A 23,062-nucleotide genomic window follows, 5' to 3' on the forward strand; every position below is an offset into this window, starting at 1 on the left:
TATGAGGAATTTTCGGCGGACAAGGTAATCAGGGGTAATGAAGAGAGACAGACGCTGAGATGTATCGAAAAGGATATGATGCGCATTTCTGTCTGATTAACTGTTCTTAAACGGCGCAATCCATCTCCACTATACTAAATCGAAGAAGGGGCCTTTTGTACAGCCCTGGAACACCAGAGCATAATCTGCATAGAATGAGTTAAGGCGTTAGCAATCAAACTTTAATAAAGATGGAACAAGGAACTATCGGGATAAATAGTTCCTCGTTGTTGCTTTCTAATTATTGGCCACCGAAGATCTGTTGGCGGGCTTAGGCTTTTTACTGTGCCATGGGTTGCTTTTTCCCGGTTGCGTGTCGTTCCCGCTAGTTTTTCTGGCCTTAGCTGGTCTACGGCGCTTTTGGCCCGCATTTGCAGGTTTACCGCTACTGTTGCGCTTGGGAGCACCGGATTTAACCGGTTTACTGAGTTCGGCGGGTAACGCCTGACCCGGCTCAAATCCTTCCACAATTTGCTTGGGAATTCTCAATTTAATAAAGCGCTCTATAGCGTGGAGTTGTTCGTTTTCTGCGTGGCAAACAAAGGAGATTGCGCGACCGTTTTTACCGGCGCGTCCTGTCCTGCCAATGCGATGCACATAATCTTCACACACATTAGGTAGATCGTAATTCACCACGTGCGGCAGTTCTGCAATGTCGATGCCTCGGGCTGCGATATCGGTTGCCACCAAAACCTGAATCTTGTTGTCTTTAAATTGAGCCAATGCTTTGGTACGGGCTCCCTGGCTCTTGTTACCATGGATCGCTGCAGCCGGTATGTCTTTTTTAACCAGATCAGCTGTGAGGCGATTGGCACCGTGCTTGGTGCGGCAAAATACCAACACCTGAAACCAGTTTTCACTTTTTACCAGGTGAACCAGTAAGCGTGTTTTTTTGTTCTTATCTACGGGGTGCACGCATTGTTCAATGCGGTCCACTGTTGAATTTTCCGCTGCAACTGAGACTTCAACCGGGTCGTTCACCAGGCGCTTAGCCAGATCTCTGATCTCTGTAGAGAAGGTCGCTGAAAACAACAAATTTTGGCGCTTTTTAGGTAACAGAGCGAGGATCTTTTTAATATCGTGAATAAAGCCCATGTCCAGCATTCTGTCGGCTTCGTCTAGCACCAAGGTTTCCAGTTGCTGAAACTTAATGGCGTTTTGTTGGTATAAGTCCAACAATCTGCCAGGTGTCGCGATAAGAACATCGGTACCTTTACGCAGTTTCATCATTTGCGGATTGATTTTAACACCGCCAAAAACCACGTTGTAATTCAGGTTCAGCTCTTTGCCGTATTTCATGACATTATCTGCAACTTGCGCTGCTAACTCGCGAGTAGGTGTCAAAACCAGAGCGCGTACCTGATTGCTGCTGGCGCGACGACGGCTATTAGCCAGGTTATGTAACAGGGGCAGGGTAAAAGCGGCAGTTTTACCCGTACCTGTTTGTGCGGCCGCCATAACATCCTTGCCAGCTAGTACGGCTGGGATTGCTTGTTGCTGGATGTCTGTAGGAGACGTGTATCCCTGTGTCTTTAAGGCATTTAAAATGGGAGTACAAAGGGAAAGTGAGTCAAATGTCATATAATAAAATCTTGAACCTAAACGAAAAATTGAAAATGAAGCTTCACCCTGGGTGAAGGGCCGGCGAGCATACAGGATAAATTGGTGTTTTACTATTTTTTGTTTAATATTTGTTCATATTGTCGTGAATGTTCTTTGAATAATCATAATTCCAGCGCCAGCCTACAATTATGTTATTATTCGGGCCTTCAATTAAATGGGGTTACCTTTGAGTATATTGGTTCGAAATCTGCCCAGAAGTCTGACTGAAGCAGATTTAAAAGAAATGTTTGCTCCCTTTGGGGAGATCGCCTCTTGTCATCTGGTTATGGATGAAAAAAGTGGCAGTTCTAAAGGTTTTGGTTTTGTTGAGTTTTTCGATGATGAAAGTGTAAACAAGGCTATTGAAACATTAAACGGAAAAGTGCTGGACGGAAATAAGATCAGAGTGAAGTGGTCGAATCAGGAAAAGAAACAGGCTCCACAAACTGAGCGCGCTGATCTGGATTATGCTAATGCATGGAATAAGGTAAAAAAGGACAGTGATGAGTAATCAGGATCCTTTACACGGCATAACCCTGAAAATGATGTTGACCGAATTACAAGAAGCTATGGGCTGGGAGGGACTCAGCGCCCGTATCAACATTAATTGTTTTAAAAGTAACCCCAGCATCAAGTCCAGTCTCACCTTTTTGCGGCGGACCCCGTGGGCCAGAGAAAAGGTAGAGAACCTGTATCGCAAACAGAAAGGAATCAAGCCTGTTATTTCTTCCCCGAAAATAAAAGCAACGGACATTGACCCTTGGGCTAGTGCGACGCCTAAAAAGCTATCCGGAAAAAGTTAACAAGCAAATGAATGTAACCTTCTATGATGAAAGATGAAGGTTGCTGAACCCCCGAACAGAAAGAACTTAAAGATTATATCTCCTAAGTACTAAGAGAACTTGTCTGAATAATTCTGATTATTGGATTAAGTATATGTAAATCAAGGGAATTGTATAAGCTAAAATGTGTACTGAGTTTTCCATTTTTTTAATGGTTCAGCCCTCTAATTACTCATCTTTCTTCATAGTTTTTTAGTCTATTTTAGCCCCGTTGACAGGGGCTTCTGCTGACACATAATGCTTTGAAACCACAACGGGAATCAGGGCTATGTCGAACTTTCAAAAAGTAAGTATTGATGATCTGCAAACAGGAATGTATGTAGAGGCCGTGGTAAAACAGACGGGCAATCTTAAGATCACCAGCCAGGGGACTATCAAAAGCGGTAGCGTTATTACCTGGTTAAAAGACAAGGGGATTCTGGAAGTTGTGGTTGATGTCAGCAAGTGTATTCGTTTTAAACCGGATACGATAATTTCTCAACCTGATGCAACGGTTAACACTTCATCATCAAACGACGCCCGGACACCTAATGGCAATGTCGAATTTAAAATCGAAATCAAGCGGGCTTCTGCGTTATACAAAAATGCTAAAAACATTCAAAAGCGCCTGTTTTCTGCCATAGATAAAGGTCTTGACTACGATTTGAATGCCACCGGAAAGATAGTTGCGGCGGTCAGCGGCTCTCTGGATCGCAATCCCAATGCGCTTTTGTGCATGACCCAGATGCGGGAAAAGGGTAGTTACCTTTATGAGCACTCTATTAATTGCGGCGTGCTTATGGCGGCATTTGCACGGTCAATGGGCTTCGAAGATGCGGTAGTGAATGAGCTTACTCTTGCTGGCTTATTACATGACATAGGTATGGTGAAGATCCCCGCCAAGATCATCAATAAGCCTGGTAAGCTGACAGCCGCAGAAAATAAAGTGATGCAACAGCACGTTAAAGTTTCAGTTGCCTTGCTGGCTCCATTTAAAGAAATTAATGAAACGGTATTAAACACCATTCGCTTTCACCACGAGCGCATGGACGGGACCGGTTACCCTCTGGGGATCTCTGGCGATAAAATTAACTTGTATAGTCGAATGTTGGCGATTGTTGATAGTTATGATGCGATGATTTCCGAACGCCCCTACAAAAAACCAATTTTAGCGGCGCATGCCTTAAAACTCTTACTCAAATACTCAGAAACAAAGTATGACCGGGAGCTGGTCTGCAAGTTTATAAAATGTATCGGTGTTTATCCCATCGGCTCTCTGGTTAAGCTGAAGAGCGAGAAAATAGCGGTCATTACTGATCTAAACAATGACATGGTGTTTCGCCCAAAAGTTACAGCCTTCTATTCTACGCGTTCCAATCATTTTCTGGCCAAAAAATACATTGATCTTGGCTTGCATCGCAGTGAAGAAATATCCGAACCCACTTCAGCCAGAAGCTATCGAATCGACTATGAGCGATTTTTCGAAGAGCAACTACAAGCGGTTTAACATCACCTCAAGCACAGTAACCACCGGGAAAACGCTTTCCGAATGCGACACTAGTGGTTAATTCCTTCTGGTACTTTAAATATGCAAAATTTTATGTCTTAATTGCAATTTAATTATCCTTGTAATACAGGGAAGTGGCGCAAACTTTTGCTCTAAAAAGTACAGGTTTGTTAATTTGGTAGTGCAAAGCCTGGCGAACAGCGCTAGTATGAACTTTCACAATTGATAGGGTGGAGTAGTTATGGCGTCCACGGATGACAATAACAATGATGCATTCGTTTATCGCGAATATCTCAGAAAGTTGCCGTTAAAATCAGCTTTGGCGAATTACTGCCGGGCGCTTTTTTTTGAGCCATTAAACCTGTTACATGTTGGTGTGATATTACTTCTGAAGACGCCGATGATGTTGGCGGTGCCCGGAAAAGTGGCTTTTTCCTGGCAGTTGTATTGCATGGGAGTAAAAGCCTTGCCTACCAGCTACGCTGTAGCCCGAAAAGAGTTGCTACTCAAGCTCTTCCGTCGTTACTAAAATTCAAGCCTTAAAATTCCGTGGTATATCGATAGGTTACTGATCTAAAACCCCGAACAAAATGCGGCTTACATTTCTGCTCTTGGCAATTAAATCCAACTGAGCGCAAACTGTCGATGTGTTCTCTGTACTTTAGCCACTTTGTGCTACCGAAGGTAACTAATTACACATTTTATTTGGTTAATTGATTGCTCATTCTTCAATAAAAAATCAATTACTAATTACTTTTCTATGAAAAAAACCGCTTCAATCCAACGCAGTTTGACTTCAGTTTGCCAGGATTGCCTCACCAGGTTTTCAGGTTGCTTTGTCAGATTACCTATGTAGCTGATTGCAGTACTAATGGAGCCATGCTGTTGCACATGGCACAAAAATAAATAGTGCACCTCAGTAAGCGGGTAAGTGGTCACAAAAAAGTCTTTGCGAACCAACACCACTCTCGAAGTTTCTGCGCCTGGTGGTGCGACATCCGGATTATTTTTACAGCTGTGATAATACCAGGCAACGGGGAACCGGTACTGAGCCAACGCCATGCAGGGTTGGGTGACTAACTGCTGATCGGTACAGTTGGGAGTCGGCCAGGGATTTCCTTCATGCCCCGGTGCATCGAACAAACTAAAATGTAATTGCTCATAGCGGGCTAACTCAATCATAAAGTCTATCCAGGACTCTTTTTCGTCACTGTCTTTATCCGGACGTTCAGATTCCAGAAAGTCAGCAAAGCGTTTACCCAAATCATAAAGGGTGTAGCTGGTCGATGGATAACTCTGCAAAAACAATCGGGCAAACTGTTCGAACAATGCCTCTCCTAGCGCGTTGTTTAACGCGGGAAACTGTTCTGCGAGACATTTGGTGAGACGCAGAATGTAGCCTTTTTGATAGATATGCAGGCTTTGCCGTGCGCTTAATTGGGCACTGCTTTGGATCTTTGCATCAATACTACTATTTGCAGTGCTTTCAGGATGTATCAGTGCGTTGAGCATCCATTGTTGCCAGTTATCGGATTCACTTAAATTCATGTCAGGTGCCTACAACGGACTAAACTGGCTTTGAGGGCGCACTTCCTGCACCATGAAATCCACAGGGTTAGATACGGTGTTTCTGGATGTAATGCTTACTGTTTGAAGCTTTTCTGGCCTGAGTTCACCACTCATAAATTGTTTCGCTTTAAGTATCTCTTGGTGAACTCTTGAAAACTCAGGTACTTCGCCATCCCACTCCAGCAAGGTAGAAGCACCGCGGGTTTGCTGCCAGGCAAGCCTGAATAATTCCCATACGCCATCACAAACCGGCTGATCGTGGGTATCAATGATATGAGTACCACAATGTTGATGTCCGGCAAGGTGCATTTGCACCACTTGTTCAAAGGGAAAGGCGTTTAAATAGGCCTGTGGACAAATACCGGCATTAAAACAGGTTACATACACATTGTTGACATCTAAGAGTAGACCACAACCGGTTTCTTCGATCAGCGCTCTCAGAAACTCAGGTTCATCCATGCTGGAGTCCTTAAAACGCAAATAGCTGCTGGGATTCTCCAAGATCAGAGGACGCTCTAAAATATCCTGTACCTGATGCACTCTGGAGGCAATATGGGCCAGCGTGTTTTCATTAAGAGGAACCGGTAACAAGTCGTGGCTGTTGATGCCCATGGTGCCTGTCCAGCACAAGTGGTCGCTAACCCAGGCAGCCTTGATATCATCTGCCAGATGTTTAAGTTTCTTGAGGTAGTTGCGGTTCAATGGTTCACTACTGCCGATAGACATGGATACACCATGTAAAACCACTGGATAGCGCTCTGCAACTTGTCTCAGAACGTATCCAGGTCTGCCTCCGGAATCCATGAAATTTTCTGATATGGCCTCGAACCAGTCTACTTCCGGCCAATGTTGGGTAATATGGTTAAAGTGACTGGAGCGTAGGCCGATGCCCAGCCCCAGTTGCGGTAAGCTCTCTAAAACTCCCAGAGTCACTAGGCACAGCTCCCCGCGCCACTCATTCCACTGGAACCACAAGCCGTCATACCTGCGCCATCGTTATCATATTCAATCCAACCAATGGTGGGCCCTTGTTGGAACAGGTTTGGATTGCTATTCGACCCCTTAACCTGCGGAGGTTCAGCGGGTAGCTGCGGGTTTTGCGCACGAAGATCAGGCCAGACTTTCTGGGTAAAGACTTCCCTGGCCTGAAGCCAGACACTTTTACCGCGATTATCGCCGTCGGTGATAAACCGTTCAGCATTGATTGGAGTAGCGCAGGAACCTTGTGACTGGCAATCATTATGACCAGGCGTGGCTAATTCTTCTTCAGTACCATAGAGGCCACATCCACCCTGATTGCGACAGTCGTTTTTGACATGGCAAGTGTGATCGTAGGCATTACCCTCAAATGGATTGGCAGGATTGTAAGCCAGTGCTGTGGAGCAATACCCCTGGCCCGCACAGTCATTGCTGAGGGTTCGGCCCTGGTTTTTGCAGCTATTCAGACCCATGCAGGCGTGCCTCACGGCACCTTCGGGCAACTCCGCACTGCTTGGGGGATTTTGTGGCCATGTTGGGGTTCCCGCAAAAGGTCCAGCGTAAACAATACTAGTTGCCGGTTGGGGAACCTCGGTATTATTGCCAATCCCCTGAAACTCATCGGGGGTAGTAAGATAAACCGGTTCTACCTCTCTGTTACTATCACTATCACTGGTAGCCACAGCCCAGTATTGGCTAACGTCAGGTAAATTGAGAATATCATCCAGGTAAGCCTGAATATCGCTGTTCATCCAGCTTGCTTTGGTTTCACTGGAAAACCAGTATACTTTTTGAAAGTTGATAACTTTTTGGCACATATTGCCATAAGCTTCGGCTCTGCTACCTAAATCAATATTTGAAAATGTCGGGCAAAGTCGAAATTTACCATCCTCCGAACTCACTTCCCGCATTGCCTGATAGAGTTTATCCATAACCCAGATCATAGACTGGTGCATGGTTCGATAAAAATAAATTTTTTGTTTTTCGGCAGGCACCTTGTATATGGTTTCAGTCATGACCAACATATACTGAAACAGAGAGTCCGCTATCTCTATTAACTCTTTTCTGCCTTCGCCACCAAATTGATTGATTTGAGGGTTGGTCGGAGTAGGGTAGACAAAACTCTCCAGTTGTTGCGCAGAAAACTGTTGTTGCGGTGCATTCGGAGCAACCGGCTCTGGCGCAACGTTATTAAAACCCAGAGCGCCCATTTCTTTATAGACGTCAGTATATCCTTCCAGCTTGCTCATTAAGGTCAAAAATTTATAATAATGGGAAAGCTCCCCTTTACTGGGGTCATCATATGCACTTTGGTTAAAGCCTTCACCCTGAAAGCAAATAGTGGTAATGGCTTGGATTGCAGTATTCTTATCAGTGATTTGCATTAGTTGGGTTTTGCCAACATGGCTGTCTTCGTCGCTGGCATAGCTGGCGACCTTTGCAGCCGAATTACTGCCCGAAACAGGCTCAGGGTTTTGATAATTGAAGGAATCGTTGGGGTAAACCGTATCAATATTATTGGGCGAATAGTCTCCGGAGGAAATCTGCTGACCGCTGTTATCAGCATTAAAATCGCAATCAGATATCCATTTAGATTCAATCAGACAGCGAACGTAAGAATAGATCTGACCAATTGTGTCCCAGTTACTGCCTTCCGGCACTGCGTCAGCCGCTTCTGGATACTCTATGGCCAGAAAGTGGGATAGCTGGTCAAAAGAAAAACCGGCTAACGGGATCCCTTCATTGCGGGTGTTATCGTGTGCATAGTTTGCTTTGTTTAGTCTGTGCAATGGCAAATATGCAGGGTACTTTGCTGGCGCTTTTTTATAGAGTTCTGGCATTTGACCCAATGAATACAAGACATTACACGCAAGCGACATGTGCAGCATTTCTTCTACTGCAACACTCATAATCAATGCACCAGCTTCATTGGCGTAGCGAGATAAGGGCGTTTTCGGAAAGGCAGAATCCTCACCTGGATTATTTTTGCCGGGAGTGCGATTGATAGTGTAGTAAGTACCCAAATAGATGGGAATAGTGGCTAACTCTACTTCCGCTGCAGCTTGCAGTGTGGCTTTCAGAATACCTAAGGTTTTTTCGCCATAGTTGGTACTGTCGCCATTGATTTTGTCTCTTAAAGCAATTTGTTCAGGAGTGAGGGGGGGAACTTTATATTGTACTTGCATGTGAGTATCCGTCTTATTGGCAATGCTGATTCATAATGGTTTTTATTGAATCAAAGCAATCCATAGTTAAGAAAAACGTAATTACAGCTCAGTTAAATTTCAATGGAAGGCAATGAATTTTCGAAATTATCCACTTTTCATCGCTATTTACCGTCGAAGAAAAAAGTTAGATAAGGAAAGATAAATCGTCAAATAAATATGGATAAAAAACACAACTTTTTGTGGCAACGAACCCACGAACTTTTGAATAAGCCCTTTTACACAGTCTCATACAGTGGTTTTAAACAATAGTTTGAAAAATCTTCATTGAGACATTGTGGCCTTCCTGCTTTGTTGCTAACTTACACATAATTTTGGTTTTATAGAACGTTTATTATGCCTTTCGTTGTTCGGGTTTTGTTATACAAATTTGTCATGGTCATGCTGAAACTGGTGACCGTATTTATACCTGCACCTAAGCCCACCATATACTCCGGAGCCGGGTCCGCCTTGAAGCTCTGCGAATCATTGCATTATATGGGGGTTTACAAGCTTCTGATTGTCACTGATGAAATGTTAGTTAAATTGGGGTTATTAGAAGCGCTTCAAAAACGCCTGAAAGAGTTAGGTATTCAATTTGTGGTGTTTGATAAAGTTGTGCCAGACCCGGGTTACCAGATAGTTGAAGCGGGTGTGGATTTAGGCGTTAGTCATCAATGCGATGCGGTACTTGGATTTGGCGGTGGCTCATCACTGGATGCTGCTAAAATTATTGCCGCCAGGCTGACTAACCCGGTCGCTATCAAAAAACTGGTGGGGGTTTTAAAAGTTAAAATTGCCCCTGTGCCCATTTTTACTATTCCTACCACGGCAGGTACCGGCTCTGAGACAACCATTGCTGCTGTCGTATCGGATCCTGATACTAATCAAAAGACTCCGGTTATCGACCCAAAACTGGTACCGGTTGCCGCGGCGTTAGATCCCGAGTTAATGACGGGACTGCCACCACATATCACTGCCGCCACAGGCATGGATGCCCTGACTCATGCAGTTGAATCATACATTTCCAGGCATGCTGCACCCGATACCGATGTGTATGCGTTAAGTGCCGTTAAAATGATTATGAAATACTTACCCATTGCTTACGAAGACGGTGAGAATTTGGAGGCGAGGGAAGCCATGGCGCTGGCCTCTTTTTATGCGGGGGCGGCGTTTACCAAAGCGAACCTTGGTTATGTGCATGCCATTGCTCACCAGTTTGGGGCTTTCTATCACACGCCTCATGGTCTGGCCAATGCAATTGTCTTACCCAAAGTGCTGGATTACTCATTGCCGGCAGCAAGTCAACGTCTCGCACAGTTATCCGTAGCAACGGGCCTTGGTAATAGTACTGAAGATAATGAGGTTTTAGCACAAAAGTTCGTTGATTCCGTAAAAGCGCTTAATCAGAAAATTGGGATTCCAGCCACATTGGACAAACTTAAAAAAGAGGATATTCCGGCAATCGCGAAAGGCGCCTTAAAAGAAGCTCATTATCTGTATCCTGTGCCGCGTTATATGAATAATAAGCAGTGCCAACAAATGGTAACTGCCATGCTGGCCTCATAGGGGTTAGCCAAACTCTATCAAGCCCATGCGTTGCTATGGTTATAAATCCGGTTAATTTCATGGGCAATTTTGCTATTCACGACGAGCTATAAGCCTAAAGTATTAGGCAATAGTGATTATCCTGGCAGTCACAATATGCTAATTTTGGTCTCTTCAATTCTTTATTGAGCTGAGGCCGAATTGACAATACCCCGTTTTCACAATCAACATTATTTGGTTTTTATCGCGGCGACTTTGTTGGCTTGTGTTGCGAATTACTTTCCGATTGATTTTTTCACTGGGTCACAACTCATTCTGGGCAACATTATCGCGGTTAGCCTGACATTATTGTTGGGAGCCAGGTTTGGCATAGCCTGTTGTTTGATATCAGGGGCGGTTACCTGGCTGAACTGGCAGCATTTCTATGTGTTGCTGCCATTTCTGGGCGAAATTGCCGTCATTGCTTATGCCCGTTCAACCCAAAAGAGTGCCTTTTTGTATGGTATTCGCTACTGGTTTTCTGCCGGTTGGATAATCGTAGCAATTCAGTATTTCAGTTTTAGCGAATACTTTGTCATTACCAAGTTTGCCATTGTGGTTAAATACATTGTTAATGGCATTATTAATGTCATGATGGGTTATGTGCTGGCCTATTTGCTGCGACCGTTTTTTAAATCCAGTTGGCGTGAGACTCTACACTTCAGTCGGATCATTGCCGTGGCCATTTTTATCGCATTAACCAGTGGACTGCTCTTAAACACATTTTATTGGTTAAAGCGCTACCAGGCTCAGGCTCTGACTAACTTGCAGGAAGAATTAAGGCTTGAAAGTGAAGTTGTCGCCTTAAAACTTCAGGGGTTCTTAGAAGAGCATTTGCGCATGCTGAGTTTGGGGGCCAACCTTACACAAACTGATGAAAATGCCTGGCGAAAGACTTTGGATAATATTGGGGCAAATTACCCAGATGTATTAACGCTGTTGGTAACCGATTCAGAGGGGCACATTAGGGTGACCTATCCCGCTGACCTGTTGCACAAGATTATGCCTCAAACCGGCCAGTATGTCAGTGTTGCTGATCGCCCATATTTTTATGAAGTTAAAGCCAATAATAAGCCTTACGTGTCGGACGTCTTCCAAGGGCGCGGCTTTGGCAATGATCCCATTGTGGCATTGTCTGTTCCCAAATCTGGCTTGGAGCCATTCTCAGGGATATTAGAGGCCTCTTTAAACCTGAAAAGATTAGTTAATCTGGATCGCAAAAAAATTCATAGCATGGAGCAACTGCTGATATTGGATAGCCACTCAAGAATCATTTTTGCGTCAAAGGGGTTGGGCCTCAACTTTTTAGATGACATGTCTGAAACTCCCTTGCTGGAACATCTGCAACAGCCCCGAAATTACTACTATGTGGCGGCTAACGGTGAATACCGCATGGCGAAGAGGAGCTTGATTGAGGGAAGCAATTGGCAGGTTATTCGCATCTTACCGCGCAGCATCTATGAGCAAAACATTACCAGTAATTTGGTGTGGTCTTTGTCAATATTGGCGCTGATCCTAATGCTCTGCTTTTGGGCCGTAGAGAAGTTGGCTAAGAAAATCAGTCAGCCAATCGTTAATTTTAGTCGCGAATTAGCCAGCATAAGTGACTCCGGTGATTTTCAACGATTGCGGGAAATTAAAATCAACTCAGATGTTAAAGAGTTTCAACGGATTGTGCCGGTGATCCGGCGTTTTGCTGAAAAGCTCAGTATCAGTATCAAAGAGCTGGAATCTGCCAGTAAAAAAGCGGTAATGGCAAACAAAGAATTGGAGGAACTCAATCGCAGCCTTGAAGATGTGGTGTTTGAACAAACCAGGGAGCTCAAATTTGCGCTGCAAGAAGCACAACAGGCGAACATCGCTAAATCGGAGTTTCTGGCTACCATGAGCCACGAGATCAGAACCCCCATGAATGGGGTGTTGGGTATGCTGGAGCTAATGGAATTAACGCAGTTAGATGCCGAACAAAAAGGGCGGTTGAGGGTCGCACGCTCCAGCGCAGAGTCTTTGCTGAGTCTGATTAATGATATTCTGGACTTTTCCAAAGTGGATGCCGGGAAAATTGAATTCGAACTGGTTGAATTTGATATGGTGAAGTTACTGAGTGACGTGACCGAAGCCATGGCAATCGAGGCCAAAAATAAGGGTAACCGATTGGTGATGGCCAGCCATCAATTGCAGCATGGATTTGTAGTTGGTGATCCCGGAAGGATACGTCAGATTTTGACTAATATTTTAGGGAATGCCAACAAGTTTACTGATTCTGGTGAAGTGCAAATTTTGGCACAAAGCCAATTTTTGGATGATAAGGTACTATTTAGCATTACCGTGAAAGACACTGGAATAGGTATCCATGAATCTAGCCTGGGTAATTTGTTTAACCCTTTTACCCAGGCCGATGCCAGTACCACAAGAAAGTTTGGTGGCACTGGTTTGGGGCTGTCTATTTCCCAGAGGTTGTGTCAGATGATGGGCGGCAACATTACTGTTACCAGTAAACCAGGTCATGGCAGCGCCTTTACTATTACGTTTCCGCTTGAAACGGGTAGTAAAACATCTGAGAAGCTAAATCTGGGATTATTGTATGAAAGGGTCATCTATGTATACGAGAATGAGAAACTGCCATATTTGCCAGAGTATTTAAACTCGCTGAATGCCTCGCTGTTGTTGGTTAAACCGCAAATGCTGCAGGTTGCGTTGGACAAAGTCCGAAGCGTGGCGAAGGGTGATTTGCCGCTTCTTATCCTGGTTGACGAAATTCCCTTTTCGGAAATGCTACTGGCAACTTTACAAGAGGCACAAACTTCAGGCGCGCAGATCATTTTATTTTCGTCGGTTACAGCGACGCAAATTCCCTATAAGGCAGAGCTGAGCAGTGTTGCGATTTGTGTAAAACCCGTAACGCCCATTAATTTTCGCAATGCGCTATTGGGGGCCGACGATGACAACCTTAAAGTTAATAGTCTCAATCAAGGACAAAAAATCAATATAACCGGCAGAAATGTGCTACTGGTGGAGGATAACCCAATAAACCAGGATATTGCGCTTCACATGTTGGCGGAACTAGAGCAGGAGGTGACAACTGCCAGTAATGGCAAAGAAGCCATTGAGCTGCTGAACAGCTCTACGCGGGATTTCGACTATATTTTGATGGACTGCCAAATGCCTGTAATGGATGGTTTTGCGGCAACTAAAGCTATCAGGGCTGGCGAGGCGGGAGAGCGTTACAAAGAGATCCCTATCATAGCACTCACTGCAAATGCCATGAAAGGTGACAAGGAAAAGTGTCTGGCCGCTGGGATGAGTGATTATCTGTCCAAACCCATTTCGTTACAGTCACTGAGAGCTAAAATTCGCACGGCGGTGGAAATGAGCGAAGTGTGGCAGGATTTTTAGTCGTCGTTTATTTCATTCAGACTCAAGCCGGAGACATATTGCAGCGTTCAAACAAGTCTTGCCAAACTGCAACATGAGCTCTAATTTGCGTGAGAAAGGCTGCATGGGCTTCTCTATTTAACCAACCTTCAGCACTGCCTTCTGTTAATGGTAGTTGCGACAGTATTGGCTCGATTTGATAATACCAGGCATTGACTTTGGTAATGTGAACTTGAATTTTTTGAATGAAAAACAAGTTGAAGACATTGCGCAGATATTCCACTTTTTGCTTATCGCCAGGATGAGTTTCACAGGCCAGTTGTCGGGTTTCTGAGGCGATGAAATCGGTTATTGGCGGCAAATGATGGGTAATCAAAAGAATGTCATTTTTAATTTTAGCGGGCGTTTTAAACTTCTCAATTTGCTCCAGACTGGTTTCCAGTTTTACTGAGTTTGAGCTAATATTGGTCAAATCTGAATCAGGAGATAGCTGGCTCAGTGTCAGCCAATTTTGAATCCCATGGCGGTGTTCTTCGTCAGCTTCAAAGTGTACCCGAGTATTCCAAATGGCTGCTGTAAGTTCCGGGCTGCGACGGAGCAAAACCAGCCAGCTTTGCTGTGCATCTTGACGTTTTTGTTGTATTAACGAGCTTAACTGCTCCTTTGTCGCTCCAGTATGGTTTACCTGACATTGCTCTAATGCTTGCAGTAAGCGAATATCGTAAAGATAACGTTGTGACGGCGCTTGTATTTTCCCCATTGTGGTATTGCGCTCTGCAATGATGGGTTTAATCCCGCAATCTGGTAGTTGATAAAATTCATTGAGCTTAATGAATGTATTGCTTGTTTCTGAATGTCCTGATGTAGATACAGGCTGAGTATTGGCTGTATTAATTATTTGCTCTGTTTTTGGCCATGATGCCTCAAGAATATGTGCGGTTCGTTGACTGTACTCGTCCAGCGTTGTTTGCAAGTAGGGTTTTTGTGAGCACGAACTGATACCTAACCAAACTAAAATGGTTATTGCCCAGGATGAGGTAAACTTTATGCAATAAGGTCTAATAAATTTGTTCGTCATCCGAGCTGACACTGAGCTCTACTGTGCGGTTCACTTCATTCAAATGTAAGTTTAAATGGATAGGGTTGCAACAGTTTGCACAGTCTTCAATATAGTCCTGATCACCGTTGCTGCAATCTAAATCCAGGTGCACCGGATGACCGCAGTGGGGACAGTTAATATCGGTATGTTTTAATGTATGATCATTGAACATTGTTTGCCTCGCGTTACGTAATAACTAACCTCGTATAATTAGGTTTAGTGTTTTTGTAATCTTTTTAAAGATTCTTGCGCCGAATTGACATAAGAGCCGCCAAACATCAGTGCGTGATTTAATAAATGGTACAACTGATAAATGGGTTTTCGTTGCTGATATCCTTCCGACAGCGGCCAAACTTCCTGGTAACCTTCATAAAAAGCAGGAGGGAAGGGGCCAAATAATTCCGTCATAGCTAAGTCGGTCTCTCTGTCGCCATAATAACAGGCGGGATCGAACACCACGGGAGTGTGTTTAAAGAAGGCAACATTTCCCCGCCACAGATCGCCATGGAGCAAAGATGCGTCGGGTTGATAACCTTTTAGCAAACTGTGAATTTGCTCAACAGCGGAATTTATATCGATAAAGCGAATACCGTTGGCCGCCATCAGTTGCAGCAAAGTACCGATGCGATGCTGGCTGTAAAATGCTGCCCAGTCCTGTTCCCAGTGGTTTGTTTGGGGCGTACGGCCAATAAAGTTATTAAAGTGACAGCCATATTGGCTTTCGGTATGTAAATGTAAGTTAGCTAACTGCCTTCCCATTTCCCGCCAATCTGTGGACTCGCCATCTCCCAGCGTCATATGTTCCAGCACAATGTAGGCCTTGTCACTCGTCGTGCCTGTACAGATGACTTTGGGAATACGAAAGTTTTCTGCCGTGCTTAACAGGTTTAATCCGTGGGCTTCTGCTTCAAAGTTTTCTCTTAGATGCGCAGAGTCAACTTTGACGAAAAAGCGTTTGCGGCCATCGGATATTTTATAAGCGCGATGACTATCGCCACCAGAAACCTCTCTGATGTCATCACAGATAAAGTCCTGCTCAATTACATGACTTATATTGTCACTGATGAAATGCCACATTCTCGTTAATTCACCCCAGATCAGCGTCATTTACCGCTAACTGATCAGCCTGTATTGCTCGTTGCCAGGTTGATAATTGCAAAGGTGGTTTCTGACAGCGAGTCTGTTAATTATGGTGAATAACTGGCTAAATTTAAGCTGGATTTGCTGATTTTTACGGTACTTCAGGATAAGCCAATGGTTTCCCTTGATATTTTTTTTGCCGCAGTTGGCTTTGAAGCGCCTTAAAGGTCTTAATTGTGGATTTTTTCATGGTGGAACGGACTATCCAGTCAGGTCGCATTACTCCTGGTTTGGCCGTTCCACTCCAAGAGATAAGACTGTGTGACGTGGATATGGGTACTGCAACCCAACAGCTCTCTATCTCTTGCATGGTTACCAAATAGGTGGATTCGTAAAATCCGGGTGTTGCGAAACCGCAACTTGCAGTTTTTCGTCAGAAGGAAAAAACGGAGATAACTGCACATTATGTCTGCCCCAGGGTGGAAAATTCCATGGTCAGTTGTTAGACTCGCGGCGCGGTTTGCGCAAGTTCTGATGGATCTCGTTATTTCATAGGCAAAGCCAGATTGCAAAACTTACTTTTTATACTGAATTTAGCATGTGGCGTTTGGTAGGCGTCACCACTGTAAAAGGAAAACTCATGCCAGTTATTACTCTTCCTGACGGTAGTCAGCGTCAATACGACAATCCTCTTTCTATTTTAGATGTTGCCAATGATATAGGCCCAGGTTTAGCCAAAGCGACCATTGCCGGTGCAATCAATGGTGAACTTGCCGACGCCAGCGACATCATCACCGAAGACGCTGAGCTGCGAATCATAACCGCTAAAGACGATGAGGGACTGGAAATTTTACGCCACTCCTGTGCTCACCTGTTAGGTCACGCGATTAAGCAGTTGTGGCCCGATACCAAAATGGCAATCGGCCCGGTTATTGACAATGGTTTTTACTACGACGTAGATATGGAGCATTCGCTAAGCCAGGAAGATCTGGATAAATTAGAGAAGCGCATGCTGGAATTGGCTAAAACCAATTACGACGTTATTAAGAAGAAAGTAGACTGGCAAACCGCAAGAGATACCTTTGAAAGTCGTGGTGAGAGCTACAAAACCACTATTCTTGATGAAAACATTGAGAAAGATGACAAACCCGGTTTGTATCACCACGAAGAATACATTGATATGTGTCGTGGTCCGCATGTTCCAAATATGCGTTTTTGTCATCACTTTAAGATCATGAAGGTTGCTGGTGCCTATTGGCGTGGCGACAGCAACAACAAAATGTTGCAGCGTATTTACGGTACCGCCTGGGCGGATAAAAAGCAGTTAAAAGGCTACCTTAAACGCCTTGAAGAAGCTGAAAAACGCGATCACCGTAAAATTGGTAAAGCCCTGGATCTGTGGCACTGGCAGGAAGAGGCACCAGGCATGGTGTTCTGGCACAATGATGGTTGGGCAATTTACAAAGAGCTGGAAAAGTACGTTCGTGAGATGTTAGTGGATTACACTTACGATGAAGTTAAGGGGCCATTAATGATGGACCGCTCCTTGTGGGAGAAGTCTGGTCACTGGGATAAATATGCCGAAAACATGTTTACTACCCAATCTGAAAACCGCGAATATGCCGTAAAACCGATGAATTGCCCGGGTCACGTGCAAATCTTTAATCAGGGCCTAAAATCTTACCGCGACTTGCCGTTGCGTATGGCCGAGTTTGGTAGCTGTCACCGCAATGAGCCTTCAGGCGCTTTGCATGGCTTGATGAGGGTACGTGGCTTTACTCAAGATGATGCCCACATCTTCTGTACTGAAGAGCAAATTCTGGACGAAGTAAGCGGCTGCATCAAAATGGTTTACGAGGCTTACAAGACCTTTGGCTTTGAAAACATTGTAGTTAAATTATCTACTCGTCCGGAAAAACGAGTCGGTGATGATGAAATGTGGGATAAAGCCGAGAAAGGCCTGGCCGATGCACTTAAAGCCAATGATATTGAATTTGAAGTCTTGCCGGGCGAAGGTGCTTTCTATGGACCTAAGATCGAATTTACACTTTACGATTGTCTTGAAAGGGCATGGCAGTGTGGCACCATTCAGCTGGATTTCTCAATGCCTGGCCGATTGGGATCAACTTATGTGGCTGAAGACGGTGAACGCAAAGTTCCGGTAATGATTCACCGAGCAATCTTGGGATCACTGGAGCGTTTCATCGGTATTTTAACTGAAGAATACGCCGGACAATTCCCGACCTGGTTGTCTCCAACGCAGGCTGTCGTGCTCAATATTACCGATAATCAAGCGGATTACGTTAAAAAAGTCACGGAAAAATTACAAAAACACGGAATTAGAGCAAAGTCGGACTTGAGAAATGAGAAGATAGGCTTTAAAATCCGCGAGCACACTATCAGGCGTGTTCCATACATGCTGGTAATCGGAGATCAAGAGGTGGAAGCTGGAGAAGTAGCTGTCCGCACTCGAAAAGGTGAAGATTTAGGAAAATTTGCTGTAGATGATTTTATCAGCAAAATCACTGAAGAAATTCACCAGAAAAAGATTTGCTAATTTTCTCGGAGGAAGAACCTATTAAAAGAGGTAACAATAGAGCGGACAGCGGTAATAAAGAACGTATTAATTCTGAAATTACTGCCAACGAAGTTCGTCTGATTGCAGCTGACGGAAGTCAGGCTGGGATAGTATCCCTAAATGAAGCCCTGAATAAGGCCACAGAAGCTAACATGGATTTGGTTGAGATCAGCCCGAATGCTGAGCCACCTGTCTGTAAAGTTATGGACTATGGGAAATTCCTCTTCGAGAAAAGTAAAGCTCAGAAAGAGCAGAAGAAAAAGCAAAAGCAAATTCAGGTCAAGGAGATTAAATTTCGCCCTGGCACTGATATAGGCGACTACCAGGTAAAACTGCGCAACCTGCGTCGCTTTTTAGAAGGTGGTGACAAAGCCAAAGTAACTATCCGTTTTCGCGGACGTGAAATGGCACACCAAGACATTGGTATCGATCTTTTAAAGCGGGTTAGAACCGATTTAGAAGATATCGCTAATTGCGAGGCCTTCCCCAATCGGGTTGAAGGTCGCCAAATGATCATGGTGTTGGCACCCAAAAAGTAGAGGTTGTAAGGCCTGCAAGTAATCAACTGAGCTTGCTCAGTGGGTTCGCCTTGCGACTATGTAGCAATTGCTATGCACGCCTTTAATGTTTTAGCGTGTTTAGCCTTAAAAATGCGGAGTATGTAATCATGCCCAAAATTAAAACTAATCGCGGTGCCGCGAAGCGTTTTAGAAAAACCGCTTCAGGCCGCTTTAAAAGCAAACAGTCTCACCTGCGTCACATTCTGACTAAGAAGAGTTCTAAGCGTAAACGTCACTTACGTGGCAAAAAGCTAGTTCATGATGCAGATACAGCGTTGATCCAACGCATGTTACCTTACGTGTAAGAGAGGAGACTGAATAATGGCAAGAGTAAAACGCGGTACTATCGCACGTGCTCGTCACAAAAAAGTATTAAAAGCTGCAAAAGGTTATTACGGTGCGCGTTCACGTGTATATCGCGTAGCCTTCCAGGCGGTTACTAAAGCAGGTCAATATGCTTATCGTGACCGTCGTCAGCGCAAGCGTCAATTCCGTCAATTGTGGATTGCACGTATCAACGCTGCAGCACGTTCTAACGGTATGTCGTACAGCCGTTTTATTAATGGTCTGAAAAAAGCTTCTGTAGAAATCGATCGCAAAATTTTGGCGGATATTGCGGTACACGATAAAGCAGCTTTCACAGCATTAGTAAACGCCGCTAAAGGCGCATTAGCTTAATTTTTTAACAAATTTAGCTTAAGTTCTTATATGGGAAACGGGATGCAGGATGCATCCCGTTTTTCTTTTTGGGGTAAAAAAATCCTGAGCATCAAAGACTTGTGTTTTCCAGCTCTGTCGTTAACACTCTACTTATTCCGTTATTAAATTTTTGTGACGCTATTGTTCACTATGTTATATCGATTGCACTTTGCTTTTGTCTGTATGGTGATGTTGGGGATTGCTAACCTTTCCCTGGCGCGGGCTGGTGAGGCTCCACAACCCATAGGACTTAAAATCGGTGTGATTGATATTAGCTTTGCGCCATACCACATCATAGAAAACAATCACGCCAAAGGGCCGGACATTGATGTAATACGTGCGGTTGTTGGTCGTATCGACAGCGATTTTAAGGTGCTACTGTTACCGCAAAAAAGGGCGACGGATTATCTCATAAAAGGCCGCATTGATTTGGGTGTGCTGTTTAAAATGGACCGCTACCGCAAGCATGTGGTTTTCGGTGAGCAACCTCTTCATAAATCCACTTATCGTCTTGCTGTTCTGGAGGAAACACCCTTCAAGTTTGAACGTCTTGAAGACCTATATAGTCATGGTGATATTGGTGTTGTATTTGGTAATTCAATCGGAGTTGAATTTGACGATGCGGTTGCTCAGGGGCATATCCAGCCCATTCAGGTAAATGCTATGTCGAAGTTACCGGAATTGTTGTTTTTGAAGCGAGTTAAAGCCGTGGCAGTTAATGAGCGAATTTTTGCCTGGTACATGGAGCAACGTGGCGAATTGCACAAAATTAAATTCATGGAAAAGCCGATTGGTGAGGAGCGGATTTTCCAGCTTGGCATTTCCAGGAAAGTTAAAAATATTTTGCCTGAGGATTTAAGGGACAAAGTTGATTTTTATCTGGAGCAGATGCTGCAAAGTGGCGAAATAGAGCAGATCTACGCTTCTTATGGTTTGTCGATGCAATATTACGATCCCCATTGGTCCAACACTGAATCCACATCCACTGCGTCTCACTAAACAGCCAATCATCTATATACTCTACAAAATAAAATAAATCTTGCGGTTTTACTAATTTACTCTACATTATAGAGTAAATGGTGCAGATATTTTCATTGTGAGTGAGCAAAAATATTTAGGTGAGTTTGAGCAGGTAATATTGCTGGCTGTGATGCGCCTTGGTTCCGATGCCTATGGCAAAACCGTGCGGGAGTTACTGGCAGAGCAGCTTAACAGAGATGTAACCGTTGGGGCGCTCTATGCAACCCTGGAACGTTTGGAAGTCAAAGGCATGGTAACCGCGAGTATGGGAGAGCCCACAAAGGAGCGGGGTGGTCGGGCTAAGAAGTACTTTAAAGTGACAGCAAAAGGACAACAGGCGCTGAAACGCAGTAAAGATGCGTTGACTCATATGTGGCAGGGCCTGACTTTGCGCGACCACGGGGTGCAATAGTGAGTTATAAGAATCAACCAATGGTTTCTCAACCACCACAGATTACAGAGCGCATATTGACCTGGTGTTTACCGGCAGAATTAAAAGATCCTGTGGTCGGGGACCTGGCAGAAGAATACGCGCAGAAACTGCAATCTCAAGATTATTTAACAGCTTTGGCATGGTATCAGCGTCAGGCTTTCAGAACTGCCGTACGTTATTTATGGCAAAACAAAAGGGGATTACTGATGTTTATTTTAGGCTTGTTGACCTTTCTGGCTACTTTGCTGATGGCTATTATGTTTAGTGGTGAGGTAAGCATGTTTATTAATATACCGTCTATTCTTGTGGTATACCCGCCCGCCATCTTTATAACCATTGGCATCTGCTCTGCGCATACTTGCAAAACGGCATTGCGGTTATTGTTTGATAATGAATTGGTGCCAGAGCTGTCCGAATTAAAAGCTGCCAAACACGTTTATACATTACTCGGCAACAGCAGTTTGTGGCTGGGGTTTATGGGAGTGCTTATAGGTGCTGTCGCGATTGGTGTTAATATGGAAGTGGATGTAATGAACAAAGTCTTGGGACCAGCCATCGCAGTATGTTTGTTAACTGCATTATATGGCGTAATATTGAAAGTTTTCTGTTACATCGGTGAGCAAAAGATACAACATCTGATTATTCAAAAAGAAGCTTAAAGAACTAGCTCTAGCCGCTGATTTACAGTGCATAAAAAGGCCGGACTCTGCATTGTGTCAGTAACCCCGGCCTTTTTTAATCAGTATTGATTATTTAAGTTGCGGTAAAACCTGCAATGTCATCAGTCGGCTTTGATCGGTGAGTTTTACATTCACCAGTTCAAATCGCTCGTACTGGGCAAAGTTCTGAAGCTCAAATGGCAATGCCATGGCACGGCTTTGCTCAAAATACTCTGCCACGTCAGCAGTTTGCAATGAGTGGGCTTTGCCGTTTTTGTCGATACCCTGCAAGGTCGCTGTCAGGTTGTAACGACCTGGCTCCAACACATCCAGAGACACCCACAGCTTATCGCTAACAGCAACGTTTTCAATTGCTGCGGTTTTAGCGGTAAGCGCAAAGGGCAGTTTGGCTGAGCGCTTGACCAGCTTGCCATTCACATTTCCAAGTGTGTGGATTTCCACCTGATAAAGACCCTGACGGGCACCGTATTCAGACAGCTGTTGCTCAAAAGTCACTTTATTGTGTTGCAGTTTTGCAGCAATGTGTTCGCCTGCAGGTGTGATGATGCTGGCTTGAGTCGTCATTGGAATGATAGCCTTGGCGCCCAGGTTAGCATCGATACTAATTGTCTGTTGTTGGCTGTCCACATGCGAGGGCATCGCAAACTGGAGCAATCCAGTGCTGCCTTTTTCCTTTACATGTAGCAGGTATTGCGCATCGCCTGGTAGTCGTAAATCACTGCGCATTGTTAATGGTTTGTCTGAGTGATTAGCTACTTTTACCGCGACGCTGCCATCATCAAATCCCGCTGTTTGCATGGCTTGTTGGTCGGCCAACAGACTCACCGTAGGCTGAGAGCCAACTGAAGCAGACAAGCTGATTGAATCCATATTTACAGACGGAGATATCTGACGTGCACCGGATTGATAACTCGCCATTGGTGCAAGTCTTACTAAAGCGTCTGATTCTATGTACAAGGGAAAACCTTTGTTTAGTTCAGCACCAGTCACCGTCTGCCAGTATTCGTCGCTTTGTACTTGCTGGCTTTGCGACATATGACTACTGGTCGAATCTACGGTGGGCCAGATGTAGGCAACCCGCTGTTGCTCAACATCGTCTTGCACCGGGAGAGACACGGCAGCAGGTTCTGTACTCTGATAGGATTGCTGTGTCGCAGCTATTGCCTGACTGCTCAGTGCCAAAGCCAATACCAGGAGGGTTTTGTTTTTAATGGTTTTTATATGTTTCATT

The 23,062-nt window shown here is 44.5% G+C and carries 21 protein-coding genes; 13 read left to right on the forward strand and 8 right to left on the reverse strand.

Features of this window, described 5'->3' with window-relative positions; all coding sequences use genetic code 11:
• Window positions 1-276: 276 nt before the first annotated feature.
• Window positions 277-1,620: a DEAD/DEAH box helicase gene (locus ACXAD8_RS01825; RefSeq protein ID WP_475224293.1), complete on the reverse strand. Its 1,344-nt coding sequence runs from the start codon at window positions 1,618-1,620 to the stop codon at window positions 277-279.
• 208 nt (window positions 1,621-1,828) lie between these two features.
• Between ACXAD8_RS01825 and ACXAD8_RS01830 the strand changes: the two genes are divergently transcribed.
• From ACXAD8_RS01830 to ACXAD8_RS01845, 4 genes are all read left to right on the forward strand, one after another.
• Window positions 1,829-2,152: an RNA recognition motif domain-containing protein gene (locus ACXAD8_RS01830; RefSeq protein ID WP_475224295.1), complete on the forward strand. Its 324-nt coding sequence runs from the start codon at window positions 1,829-1,831 to the stop codon at window positions 2,150-2,152.
• Window positions 2,145-2,444, forward strand: coding sequence for a VF530 family protein (locus tag ACXAD8_RS01835; protein ID WP_475224296.1), 300 nt, complete (start codon window positions 2,145-2,147; stop codon window positions 2,442-2,444). The genes ACXAD8_RS01830 and ACXAD8_RS01835 overlap by 8 nt, the downstream gene beginning before the upstream one ends.
• Window positions 2,445-2,751: 307 nt before the next feature.
• Window positions 2,752-3,969 carry an HD-GYP domain-containing protein gene (locus ACXAD8_RS01840; RefSeq protein WP_475224297.1) on the forward strand — a complete coding sequence of 406 codons (1,218 nt, stop codon included), beginning with the start codon at window positions 2,752-2,754 and terminating at the stop codon, window positions 3,967-3,969.
• 241 nt (window positions 3,970-4,210) lie between these two features.
• Window positions 4,211-4,498 carry a hypothetical protein gene (locus ACXAD8_RS01845; RefSeq protein WP_475224298.1) on the forward strand — a complete coding sequence of 96 codons (288 nt, stop codon included), beginning with the start codon at window positions 4,211-4,213 and terminating at the stop codon, window positions 4,496-4,498.
• Between the two features lie 221 nt (window positions 4,499-4,719).
• Here the strand turns inward: ACXAD8_RS01845 and ACXAD8_RS01850 are convergent, their stop codons facing one another.
• The 3 genes from ACXAD8_RS01850 to ACXAD8_RS01860 are packed head-to-tail and all read right to left on the reverse strand — an operon-like array spanning window position 4,720 to window position 8,702.
• Window positions 4,720-5,517 carry an HvfC/BufC family peptide modification chaperone gene (locus tag ACXAD8_RS01850; protein WP_475224300.1) on the reverse strand — a complete coding sequence of 266 codons (798 nt, stop codon included), beginning with the start codon at window positions 5,515-5,517 and terminating at the stop codon, window positions 4,720-4,722.
• Window positions 5,518-5,526: 9 nt separating this feature from the next.
• Window positions 5,527-6,471, reverse strand: coding sequence for an MNIO family bufferin maturase (gene bufB / locus ACXAD8_RS01855; RefSeq protein ID WP_475224301.1), 945 nt, complete (start codon window positions 6,469-6,471; stop codon window positions 5,527-5,529).
• A complete protein-coding gene (locus ACXAD8_RS01860; RefSeq protein ID WP_475224302.1) occupies window positions 6,471-8,702 on the reverse strand; it encodes a ferritin-like domain-containing protein in 2,232 nt (743 codons plus the stop codon). Before ACXAD8_RS01860 ends, bufB begins: the two co-directional genes overlap by 1 nt.
• 375 nt (window positions 8,703-9,077) lie before the next feature.
• On the opposite strand from ACXAD8_RS01860, the gene ACXAD8_RS01865 reads away from it, so the two are divergent.
• Window positions 9,078-10,289 (forward strand): iron-containing alcohol dehydrogenase, encoded by a 1,212-nt coding sequence (locus tag ACXAD8_RS01865; protein ID WP_475224303.1) that lies wholly within the window; start codon window positions 9,078-9,080, stop codon window positions 10,287-10,289.
• Between the two features lie 180 nt (window positions 10,290-10,469).
• Window positions 10,470-13,703 carry an ATP-binding protein gene (locus ACXAD8_RS01870; RefSeq protein ID WP_475224305.1) on the forward strand — a complete coding sequence of 1,078 codons (3,234 nt, stop codon included), beginning with the start codon at window positions 10,470-10,472 and terminating at the stop codon, window positions 13,701-13,703.
• A 22-nt stretch (window positions 13,704-13,725) separates the two neighbouring features.
• Here the strand turns inward: ACXAD8_RS01870 and ACXAD8_RS01875 are convergent, their stop codons facing one another.
• The 3 genes from ACXAD8_RS01875 to ACXAD8_RS01885 form a co-directional block, all read right to left on the reverse strand.
• Window positions 13,726-14,655: a DUF3080 family protein gene (locus ACXAD8_RS01875; protein ID WP_475224306.1), complete on the reverse strand. Its 930-nt coding sequence runs from the start codon at window positions 14,653-14,655 to the stop codon at window positions 13,726-13,728.
• 85 nt (window positions 14,656-14,740) lie between these two features.
• Window positions 14,741-14,953: a CPXCG motif-containing cysteine-rich protein gene (locus ACXAD8_RS01880; protein WP_475224307.1), complete on the reverse strand. Its 213-nt coding sequence runs from the start codon at window positions 14,951-14,953 to the stop codon at window positions 14,741-14,743.
• A 44-nt stretch (window positions 14,954-14,997) separates the two neighbouring features.
• Window positions 14,998-15,888 carry a fructosamine kinase family protein gene (locus tag ACXAD8_RS01885; protein WP_475224309.1) on the reverse strand — a complete coding sequence of 297 codons (891 nt, stop codon included), beginning with the start codon at window positions 15,886-15,888 and terminating at the stop codon, window positions 14,998-15,000.
• Window positions 15,889-16,501: 613 nt separating this feature from the next.
• On the opposite strand from ACXAD8_RS01885, the gene thrS reads away from it, so the two are divergent.
• The 7 genes from thrS to ACXAD8_RS01920 all read left to right on the forward strand — a co-directional run bounded on the left by thrS (window position 16,502) and on the right by ACXAD8_RS01920 (window position 21,810).
• Window positions 16,502-18,418: a threonine--tRNA ligase gene (gene thrS, locus ACXAD8_RS01890; protein WP_475224310.1), complete on the forward strand. Its 1,917-nt coding sequence runs from the start codon at window positions 16,502-16,504 to the stop codon at window positions 18,416-18,418.
• On the forward strand, window positions 18,418-18,978 hold the full coding sequence (gene infC / locus ACXAD8_RS01895) for a translation initiation factor IF-3 (RefSeq protein WP_475232854.1): 561 nt from the start codon (window positions 18,418-18,420) through the stop codon (window positions 18,976-18,978). Before thrS ends, infC begins: the two co-directional genes overlap by 1 nt.
• A gap of 128 nt (window positions 18,979-19,106) precedes the next feature.
• Window positions 19,107-19,304, forward strand: coding sequence for a 50S ribosomal protein L35 (gene rpmI / locus ACXAD8_RS01900; protein ID WP_475224311.1), 198 nt, complete (start codon window positions 19,107-19,109; stop codon window positions 19,302-19,304).
• A 16-nt stretch (window positions 19,305-19,320) separates the two neighbouring features.
• Window positions 19,321-19,677, forward strand: coding sequence for a 50S ribosomal protein L20 (gene rplT / locus ACXAD8_RS01905; protein WP_229527658.1), 357 nt, complete (start codon window positions 19,321-19,323; stop codon window positions 19,675-19,677).
• Window positions 19,678-19,848: 171 nt separating this feature from the next.
• Complete coding sequence (locus tag ACXAD8_RS01910; RefSeq protein WP_475224312.1) at window positions 19,849-20,697, forward strand: substrate-binding periplasmic protein; 849 nt, start codon at window positions 19,849-19,851, stop codon at window positions 20,695-20,697.
• 97 nt (window positions 20,698-20,794) lie between these two features.
• A complete protein-coding gene (locus ACXAD8_RS01915) occupies window positions 20,795-21,130 on the forward strand; it encodes a PadR family transcriptional regulator (protein ID WP_475224314.1) in 336 nt (111 codons plus the stop codon).
• A gap of 20 nt (window positions 21,131-21,150) precedes the next feature.
• Complete coding sequence (locus ACXAD8_RS01920) at window positions 21,151-21,810, forward strand: MotA/TolQ/ExbB proton channel family protein (protein WP_475224315.1); 660 nt, start codon at window positions 21,151-21,153, stop codon at window positions 21,808-21,810.
• Between the two features lie 90 nt (window positions 21,811-21,900).
• On the opposite strand, the gene ACXAD8_RS01925 is transcribed toward ACXAD8_RS01920, so the two are convergent.
• On the reverse strand, window positions 21,901-23,061 hold the full coding sequence (locus tag ACXAD8_RS01925; RefSeq protein WP_475224317.1) for a DUF4785 domain-containing protein: 1,161 nt from the start codon (window positions 23,059-23,061) through the stop codon (window positions 21,901-21,903).
• Window position 23,062 lies beyond the last annotated feature (1 nt).

The organism is Planctobacterium sp. AWH2_060 (genome assembly GCF_056158425.1).